Origin of the sequence: Anaerovibrio lipolyticus (genome assembly GCF_021531495.1) — a bacterium.
Classification (GTDB): Bacteria; Bacillota; Negativicutes; order Selenomonadales; family Selenomonadaceae; genus Anaerovibrio.
In genome coordinates this window covers 1-8,960 of record NZ_JADYTY010000048.1, presented here as the reverse complement: position 1 = coordinate 8,960, position 8,960 = coordinate 1, and the positions used below count along the sequence as shown (strand labels likewise).

Genomic DNA, 8,960 nt, shown 5'->3' with positions numbered 1-8,960 from the left:
TTTTTATCACATACGCTCGACAAAAAAGTTTTATGCAAATTACGAACAGATGTGAAATGTTCTGTGCATAGTTATCCTATTAAGAACAAAGCAAGCAATTTCTTTGTTGGCTTGGTTGCTTGTGGAAATAAATCCATAAATTTTCTAAAAAGTCTACCCAAAATATGATTTTCGTTGTATAATGAGCCCATCGCGTAAACCTCCTGATTTTGTGGTTTTGGTCAACTCATTATACATCAGGATTGGGTTACGCAATTTTTATTTTTTAAAAAAGTTGTAAAGTTCTGTCTATTAAAATAACACATTTGCCCCCCGTACAAGACATATATCTCCCAAAACAAATTCTCCTTTTCTACCTTGCCATCCTATGATATGGATAGTGTACCACAAGCCATCCTACCATAGGTGACATAGCAGGCAACATTGAAAATTTTCCCCTGCAAAGAGTGCCGCCTTGCCCCGTAATATTGTTCGCTCTCCCTCATAGCTGCCATACAGCACACCGCCACTAGCCACCAAAGAGTTCATTCAATGCTTATTAATGAATCGCGATAGGCTTAGATAAATTCTGATTTATAGGATTGACTAATTTTTATAAAATATAGTTTTGACTGCAAGTAAAACATTTATTATAATTTATGTATTGAGGGATTATGCCCTTAGAGCGAACGCAGTATGAAAATACTGTTATCAATGATACAAATGATGGTCGCCCTGCAAATAAGTAAATGTTCTGACTAGCAGTTTTGTTTACAGGGAGATGATAGCATGAAAAATGTTATCTGTAGAGGTTTCGATAATAGTGTTCCCAGAAAAGGGAAGCGCCTGTGATACGGCATTAGCTGTAGCAATATACGCCCTTATACCATTGGTTGCTCTTGTAGTAATCATGGTAATGGCAATATTACTGCGACTGACAATTACAGGCGAACTGTCGCTGATTTTACTAAATTAGTGTAATTGTCACACATCGACCGGCATCTTATATACACGAAAAAAGCTGTCCTTGCCGGGACAGCTTCCTCGTAAGATGTTGTGACCATCAGTGTTGCGAGCACTGTTTGAAGGTCGATTAAATTTGACTCTAAAAACATGCAACGGCGACCATCATTGTGGTTCGCTCTTTTTTATACTCTTATTTTAGCTCACATAAACATCTTAGTCAAGTTCTGATTTGTCGATATACATCAATTCTATATATGGCGATATGGGAGTACCCTTTCAGGCACGCTCTCGCTACTTTTCTCGCCTAGCGGTACTAAAGCTCTCATGAGGCAATTCGTGGCTGACGCCCCGAAAGCTCATGAATCGCTAAGTACCGAGGCGCGAAGAGTACCTGTGCATGGTACTCCCATACCGCTCATTAGTGTATTCATCGCAATTTTCCGCCTTGGCACTGTTTGAAATGACCTATTTTTACGAAAATAGCAGAATTATTGGGATTGACAGTATCGATAAGCCTTGATGATTCGACAACAGCCGGAGGGGCATGACACTTTTTCCACATCAAAAAACCTCAGAACTTTTGCTATACAAAGTTCTGAGGTTATTTTCATCTGGTGCGATTGGCGCGATTCGAACGCGCGACCCCCTGCTTAGGAGGCAGATGCTCTATCCAGCTGAGCTACAACCGCAACAGATATAGTATATCAAATTATCTCATTCTAAGCAATAGCCAAATAGGCATTTATACCCCAGCTTATCCTAGATCTTTAGCCAAAGGCTTAAGAAGAAACTTACCTTGACTCAGCCTCTACGGCCTTTTGCTTAGCGCAAATTTCATGATATTTCCTTTTGTGCTCATACATCATATGATCTGCCTCTTTGTACATCTGAGGTATTTCCTTGCTATTATCCTTAACGCAGGCATAACCAATAGAGGCAGATAACATCACGCCATGAAGATATAATCCTGACAGCTCAAAATGTAGCTTTTGCACCAGTTTCTTGGCCCTAGCCTCATCTGTTTTGTTGCAAATAATAGCAAATTCATCACCACCAACCCGAAAGGCAAAATCACCCTTACCAAGATTGGCTTCTATAGCCGCAGCCACCATGCCCAGCAGCTCATCTCCCGCCTTATGTCCATAATTATCATTTATATGCTTGAGATGATTACAATCCAATACCAACACAGCCAAAGGGTATTCTATGGTATTACTATCCTGCCACTTATTCAAATAATTTCTATTATAAAGGCCTGTCAGCGCATCTCTCCGATAGTAATGCAACAGCTTTTGCTCCAAATTAACCTTTTCTGTTACATCGCTGGCAATACAGGTGATACCCACAATATTACCATTATCGTCGTATACCGGAGTTTTGACAATCTCATAATATACCTTGTGCCCATCTATAACTGAACTGCACTGAGTTTTTATTTTCTTGCCAGTGGCCAAAACATCCAAATCCTCACTGCGGCATTGTCTGGCCATATTTTTGTCCAGCTGAACATCACTATCAAATTTGCCAATAATACTAACTCCAGGCTTGGCCCATTCCGGATTAGGTCTATTGGTAAAAATATACCGTCCCTCTGCATCCTTCATAAAAACATCTGCATCCAAAGCTTCCAAATACCTGGAAAAATTATTTTTAAAATCAAATTCCATAAAAACACCATACCTGACCTAGGCAATCCCTTAGCCATCGTCCCAAAATTTTCCTTTCCAAAAATCCCTTTAAGTCTTTAAATATGATGATTATATAGTATTTTTGTCTTATCCGCAAGCTATAGCCAAGCCATTACAAAATTATTTTTTCAGTACCTCGTGATCCAACTCTGTCCCATCAGGCAAATAACAATAGAAATCCAACTGATTTTCTGCAGCCTGCATAGTCATGTAGTTAGCCGTTTCCGGCTGAGGCGCTACATACTCGTCCAAGGCATGATTAAGCCAAAGATTTGGATAGCGCACATTGCCTGCTACACCAGTGAGAATATATAAAGGCCCTGAGGCATCATGTTGAAAATTACGAATATGCCCCCGATTCCTGTAAGTATGAAGATGAGCTGAAAGAACCGCATCTACCCCCATTTCCTCAAATACAGTCATCCACACCAAGCCCTCCTCATCAAAGCCTTCCTGACGCTCTGGTCTGCCGTTAATTCTGTACTGCAAAGCATCACGATGCATCAGCACCACCTTCCAAGGCTTTTGGCTATTGGCCACATCCTGCCGAAACCAACGAAGCTGTTCTTCCCGCAAATCTGGACTCATTTCCTTTAGCTCCTGCAGTTGAGTATTCAACACAATAAAATGCACCGATCCATAGTCATAGGAATAATAATATCTGCCATATTTGCTGCTGCCATTATCCGGCACAGCAAATTCATTCAAATAAGCCACTGGCTCCCGCACCTGCCAATCTCTATCGTAGGCTTCATGATTACCCATGATAGGTGCCACAGGTATTCTATCTATAATCCCTGCCAAAGAGTTAAACCAAGCCTCCCACTGGCTGTGATCCTCACCATTATCCACCAAATCCCCCATATTCACAAAGAATTTGGCCTCTGGATTTCTCTTAGCTGCATTTTGAGCCAATTCCTGCCATCCACTATAATCGCTAGACTGAGAATCTGGAAAAATCAAGGCTGTAAAAGTTCCACCATCATCTGTAGACAGATTGTGCCACTTTCCTACCTGGCCATTGCCAATAAGGCGATATTCCAACTTGTCTCCTGCCGGTAAATTTTCCAATCTGGCTGTGTACAACATAAGATTCTGCCCATCATCAGTATAGAGTTCACCCTTGGCTCCGACTCTATTTACCTTATTCTCACCAACCTGTCTATACTCCACTGCTCCATCAGCAATAGGCTCATCAGATTGCCACATAATAGCCCTGCTGGAGGTATTATCCTGTGTTACAATCTGCCGAACAAATTTGACTCCTGACAGCTCCTCCTGGTTATTTTTCTGAGCTGATAATATATCTCCACATCCTGCCGTTAATATAAGCAGAACAAACAAACCTAATATTAACCACAAATTATTAATTCTTTTTTGCATAAGGTCCTCCTTCGCAGATAATTCCATTCCTAAGCTCCACTTGCTTTCTAACATAAAATACATTTTCCCATGCCATCTCATCATCTCCATACTTGTTTTTTGACAAAATAGATTTTTTATAGAATATATACTACTACTTAAACTTAACTTTAGGTCAAGACCATGGGGAGATTTTATATATAATATTAGGCAGGGTTTCAATCACTTAAAGGCCACTTGATAAAAATCCCATTTATGATAAAAAGATGGTATAATAGACATATAGACTTACTAAATAATAGGCTGACAAATTTTACATGACATCAGCGTCTGATATTCAGTAAGGCAAATTGTGTATTGGAGGATTTTGAAAATGAGTGAAGAATGTTCCCATGATTGTTCGTCCTGTGGACAGGAGTGCGGCGACCGCAGTGAGCCTCAGAGCCTGTTGGCTCAGTCCAATCCTGATTCTCATGTCAAAAAGGTTATTGGCGTAGTCAGCGGCAAAGGCGGCGTTGGCAAATCTATGGTTACCTCCCTGCTGGCTTCTGCCATGCAGAAAAAGGGCTATAATGTAGCCATTCTGGATGCAGATATTACTGGCCCATCTATTCCAAGAATGTTTGGTCTAGGTGGTCAAAAGCCAACAGGCACCCCAAATGGTCTGACTCCTGCAACTGCCAAGAATGGCACCAAGGTAATGTCCGTTAATCTGCTGCTGCCTAACGAAACAGATCCAGTTGTATGGCGTGGCCCTATTATTGCCAACACTGTTACCCAGTTCTGGACTGATGTATGCTGGGGTGATGTGGATTATATGTTTGTGGATATGCCTCCAGGAACTGGCGATGTGCCTTTGACTGTATTTCAGTCCCTGCCTGTAGATGGCATTATCGTTGTTACCTCTCCTCAGGAACTGGTAGCTATGATTGTAGAAAAGGCTGTTAAAATGGCTGGCCTGACCAAAACCCCTGTCATGGGCCTGGTGGAAAATATGGCTTATTTTGAGTGCCCTGACTGCCACAAAAAGCATTATATCTTTGGTGACAGCCATATTAATGAGCTGGCTGCCAAGCATGGCATTGAGGCAACCGCCCAGCTTCCAATCCGCCCTCAGCTGGCTGCTGCCAGTGATATGGGTGCCATCTTTGATGTAGACACTCAGGATTGGCTGAATGGCCTGACTGATTTCATTGAAAAGTCTCACCCAGTAAAATAACAATCCCATAAAAGCAAAGCTCCGAGAAGCTTCTGCCGCCATTATGGCTGCACTGCCTCCCGGAGCTTTTTATTTTTCACATATGCTTACAGATTCTTAAAGGTCCAATCCAAATACAAAGCCCGCATTTGCTTTTGCTCTCTACTGCGCACCACAACCCGCAAGGCGTCAAACATAAGACTTCATAGTCAAACCATGATGGCTGATATCATGCTGCAGCCGCTGAGTACTTTCACAGTTTTCCACCAGCTTATGATAATATTCCCTTTGAGTTTTACGAATATTATCCAAAACCTTCAAATCATTGTGCAGCTCCTGATTGACCTTAGCCTTTTCCACCAAGGAAAAGCAAAGGAAAAAATATCCATAGCATCTGCCTCCATCTACATTGATTATACTACATTTTCAAGATGCATTTATGTCTATTCACGGAATATATTGCAGATTCACGGAATTTTTTCTTTATTTTATGGATTTTAATTGAAATTGTCTAGTTTTTGATAACAAACATCTCTCTTTGTATAATCAAAAAGCAACCATGTGTCCTGTTTTTCTGCATGACCGTAGGCCAAATTTTGCACCGGGTAGGTAAAATATTCAATCTGATAATTCCGGCGAATCTCCCGCCAGGTAGTAAACTGGAAACCTGGCAATAGCTTTTCAGCTGTAATATCCCCTTGATTACGCCAAAAACCTGCAGTTAAATTTTGATATTTTTCCAAATTCCAATTCAGCTGCTCTGGACGAATTTTGCCATTATCTGCCACCAAGGCATCAAAACGTAGGAGATTATCCCAAAGCTCACTATCAGCCAGCTGTGCGCCATAGGCTTCTCCAACAAATTCCTGCAAAAGGCCATAAAGATGCTTGGCACTATGAGTTTGATGATGATATCCCTTGGCCTGCCAAAAGTTCGTTAATTTGCTGTAAAAGCCAAAAGCATCTCCCTGCTCCTGAGTGGCAATCAAATAATTACAGCTATGACGACAACGGCCTGCATTGTGATACAACTCAAAAACAGCTTCAAAGATATGAAGCCAATGGATTTCCTCATAGGTAAGGCAGTCATTGGACAAAACCTCATAGGGGCCAATATCCATATACTGATAGTGATATTGCTCCACCATCTCCATCATGGTGGCTCCCTTCAGGAATTTCAAAAAGCCTAACTGCAGCATATCTGTATTGAGGGTATACACCTGATTAAAAGATCTTTTAAAGGAAGCCATATCTTCCCCAGGCAGGCCGATGATCAAATCCGTATGAATATGCATATTCCCCTTAGCCAGTAGAGCCTTGATGTGGTGAGCAATCCTATCCCAGTGATTTACCCGCTGAATCCGCCTTAGAACCTCTGGATTAGTGCTTTGAATGCCAATTTCCAACTGTACCCTGTGCTTGGGCAAGCTTTGCAACAAAGAAATAACTTCATCATCAAGATAGTCCACCGCCACCTCAAAATGGAAATTCGTGCGACAGCTATCTGGCAGGGCCTGAATAAATTGCAAAATAGGCATAAAATGCTGTTTCTTAGCATTGAAGGTTCTATCTACAAATTTTACTTGGCGTACATTGTGGTTCACAAAAAACTGCAGTTCCTGCTGAACCAACTGCCAACTGCGATACCTCACCCCTGCCGTGGCACAGGACAGGCAATAGGCACAACGGAAAGGACAGCCTCGACTGGTTTCGTAGTATAGAATCCGCTCCTGAAGCTCTGCCATTTCCTCTGGTTCATAGGCAAATGGCAAAGATACTTCGTCCAGCTGAGGCACATCCACCACACCACCATCCTTATAATGACCTGCTTCATCCAGATAGGCAACTCCCGCCAAATCCTTTGATTGGGCATCCAGTGCTTTCATATTATAGACAATTTCATGTCTTGCGACTTTGGACTTTTCTTGGCTATCAGCTATTTGTTGGGAAAACAGCCTTTGGAGCAAAGTAGGAACGGCCTGCTCTCCCTCACCCCGAATAACAAAATCTACAGCAGGAACTTCCCGCAGAAAAGCTTCCGTGCCATAGGAAACCTCCGGCCCGCCACAGATAATAACAGTCTCCGGCAAAACCTTCCGCAGTAAAGGAAGCAGCTGCTTTATCAGCTGAATATTCCAGATATAACAGCTAAATCCCAAAACTTTAGGATGATATTCAAAAATCTGTCCCAGCATTTCAGGAATATAATTATTGATAGTCAGCTCCAAAAGCTTCGGCTTTCCCAGCCCCGCCTGACAGCAACTTTCCCGCAAATAACGCAAAGCCAGATTGGTATGGGAAAACTTGGCATTCAAAGCCACCAACAAAATATCAGTATGCATAACAACATCCTTTACAAAATAATGAAACATCCCCGGGCAGTAACAAACTGAACAGAGATGTTAAAAAATTTACAAAATATCTGCTACCAACGCTCCTATAGCTTGGCGAGATACCCCATCCTGCAAAGTTATAGAATAGCTATAGCCGTTTTTGTGCCAGATAGCTGTGCAAAAGCTGCGATTGTCCCCCTCTACAATTACGATATCTTTACATACAGCTAATTTTTCAATATTGGCATATTGTTTATAATCGCCGCTAATATCATCTATAGCCTTAGCTTTACGCACTCTGGCTATTTTCTGCCCCTTGACATCCTGATAGATAATTTCCACCAACTTATCTCCGGGTACACTGCGCCAAACAGCCTGATGTCCACCAAACATTTACCCGCTCTAGTAATCCATATTTTGGTGGCATTCTGTACAGGGCTATTAGAAGAAACATGAACATGAACCAGTTCTACGGGAATCCCCTCATTTGACCAAAAATACACCCAATAGTTACCTATTTTAAACAGCTGAGGCATGTTCAAAACCGCCTTCCTGCGCAAATTCCATAATTAAATGAGCTGCTTTTTGGATAAATTCTACATATTTTTCTACTTCCTTATCTGAATATCCCCTAACATCCACTATCTGATAAGATGGAAGCCAGCAAACAAGACTGTGAAAACAATCTTTTGCATCTGGTGTTTCCACATATACCTGCACCTCCATTTTAGCTAGTATTCTGCTATACTTATTCTAACCAATGTTTTCGTGTTTTTCAATATCGCCCAGCTTTTCATTTTGTAATGTAAAATGTACTAAATATAGAAGCTCCTATGGCATTTGCGTATATTTTACAAAAAACAATTGTAAAATATTTTTGTGGTTGTTTTTCAGTTATAAAAGGGTTATATTTTTTATGATTGAAAATATGGTTATCGTAGATTGGCGATATAGAAAGAAGGTACAAAAATGAAGCAAGCAATTTTCCTATGCTATCCCCGTTGCTCTACTTGCAAAAAGGCGGAAAAGTGGCTGGCAGATAATGATATCACCGTTAAAGTGAGAAACATCAAAGAGGACAACCCTACAGCACAAGAACTCCGCTTGTGGCATGAAAAGAGCGGTCTTCCCCTCAAGCGATTCTTTAACACCAGTGGACTAAAATATAAAGAACTGAAACTCAAAGATAAACTGCCAACCATGACTGAGGAGGAACAATATGCGCTCCTAGCCACAGACGGTATGCTGGTCAAACGTCCGATTTTTGTAGATGATTACAATGTCCTTGTTGGTTTCAAAGAACAGGAATGGCAAACAAAATTGAAGTAATAATGCTGGCAGATATCCGTTGATAAATTCTAATTTGCCGAATTGCCTATCTACTCAAATATTGTAACTGAAAGTCGTTATGTCAGTGGATTCTCGAAATACAGC

At 41.2% G+C, this 8,960-nt stretch carries 9 protein-coding genes and 1 tRNA gene; 2 read left to right on the top strand and 8 right to left on the bottom strand.

From position 1 onward, the window contains the following. Positions 1-1,557: 1,557 nt before the first annotated feature. The 3 genes from I6E26_RS10590 to I6E26_RS10580 form a co-directional block, all read right to left on the bottom strand. A tRNA-Arg gene (locus tag I6E26_RS10590) sits at positions 1,558-1,634 on the bottom strand. A gap of 102 nt (positions 1,635-1,736) precedes the next feature. Then, positions 1,737-2,612 (bottom strand): sensor domain-containing diguanylate cyclase, encoded by an 876-nt coding sequence (locus I6E26_RS10585; RefSeq protein ID WP_235321832.1) that lies wholly within the window; start codon positions 2,610-2,612, stop codon positions 1,737-1,739. 141 nt (positions 2,613-2,753) lie between these two features. After that, the gene (locus tag I6E26_RS10580) at positions 2,754-4,016 is read right to left on the bottom strand and encodes a purple acid phosphatase family protein (RefSeq protein WP_235321831.1); all 1,263 of its coding nucleotides are present in this window, start codon (positions 4,014-4,016) and stop codon (positions 2,754-2,756) included. Between the two features lie 352 nt (positions 4,017-4,368). On the opposite strand from I6E26_RS10580, the gene I6E26_RS10575 reads away from it, so the two are divergent. Further along, positions 4,369-5,214 carry an Mrp/NBP35 family ATP-binding protein gene (locus I6E26_RS10575; RefSeq protein WP_235321830.1) on the top strand — a complete coding sequence of 282 codons (846 nt, stop codon included), beginning with the start codon at positions 4,369-4,371 and terminating at the stop codon, positions 5,212-5,214. 168 nt (positions 5,215-5,382) lie between these two features. On the opposite strand, the gene I6E26_RS10570 is transcribed toward I6E26_RS10575, so the two are convergent. The 5 genes from I6E26_RS10570 to I6E26_RS10555 all read right to left on the bottom strand — a co-directional run bounded on the left by I6E26_RS10570 (position 5,383) and on the right by I6E26_RS10555 (position 8,234). After that, the gene (locus tag I6E26_RS10570) at positions 5,383-5,553 is read right to left on the bottom strand and encodes a hypothetical protein (RefSeq protein WP_235321829.1); all 171 of its coding nucleotides are present in this window, start codon (positions 5,551-5,553) and stop codon (positions 5,383-5,385) included. A 137-nt stretch (positions 5,554-5,690) separates the two neighbouring features. Continuing rightward, the gene (locus I6E26_RS10565) at positions 5,691-7,535 is read right to left on the bottom strand and encodes a B12-binding domain-containing radical SAM protein (RefSeq protein ID WP_235321828.1); all 1,845 of its coding nucleotides are present in this window, start codon (positions 7,533-7,535) and stop codon (positions 5,691-5,693) included. 69 nt (positions 7,536-7,604) lie between these two features. Beyond that, on the bottom strand, positions 7,605-7,919 hold the full coding sequence (locus I6E26_RS10560; protein WP_235321827.1) for a hypothetical protein: 315 nt from the start codon (positions 7,917-7,919) through the stop codon (positions 7,605-7,607). After that, on the bottom strand, positions 7,829-8,062 hold the full coding sequence (locus I6E26_RS11405; RefSeq protein ID WP_419179926.1) for a DUF4160 domain-containing protein: 234 nt from the start codon (positions 8,060-8,062) through the stop codon (positions 7,829-7,831). The genes I6E26_RS10560 and I6E26_RS11405 overlap by 91 nt, the downstream gene beginning before the upstream one ends. Next, positions 8,046-8,234 carry a hypothetical protein gene (locus I6E26_RS10555; protein ID WP_235321826.1) on the bottom strand — a complete coding sequence of 63 codons (189 nt, stop codon included), beginning with the start codon at positions 8,232-8,234 and terminating at the stop codon, positions 8,046-8,048. Before I6E26_RS10555 ends, I6E26_RS11405 begins: the two co-directional genes overlap by 17 nt. A 261-nt stretch (positions 8,235-8,495) precedes the next feature. Here I6E26_RS10555 and I6E26_RS10550 point away from each other — a divergent pair, with 261 nt between their 5' ends. After that, a complete protein-coding gene (locus I6E26_RS10550) occupies positions 8,496-8,855 on the top strand; it encodes an arsenate reductase family protein (RefSeq protein WP_235321825.1) in 360 nt (119 codons plus the stop codon). The last annotated feature ends 105 nt before the right edge of the window (positions 8,856-8,960 follow it).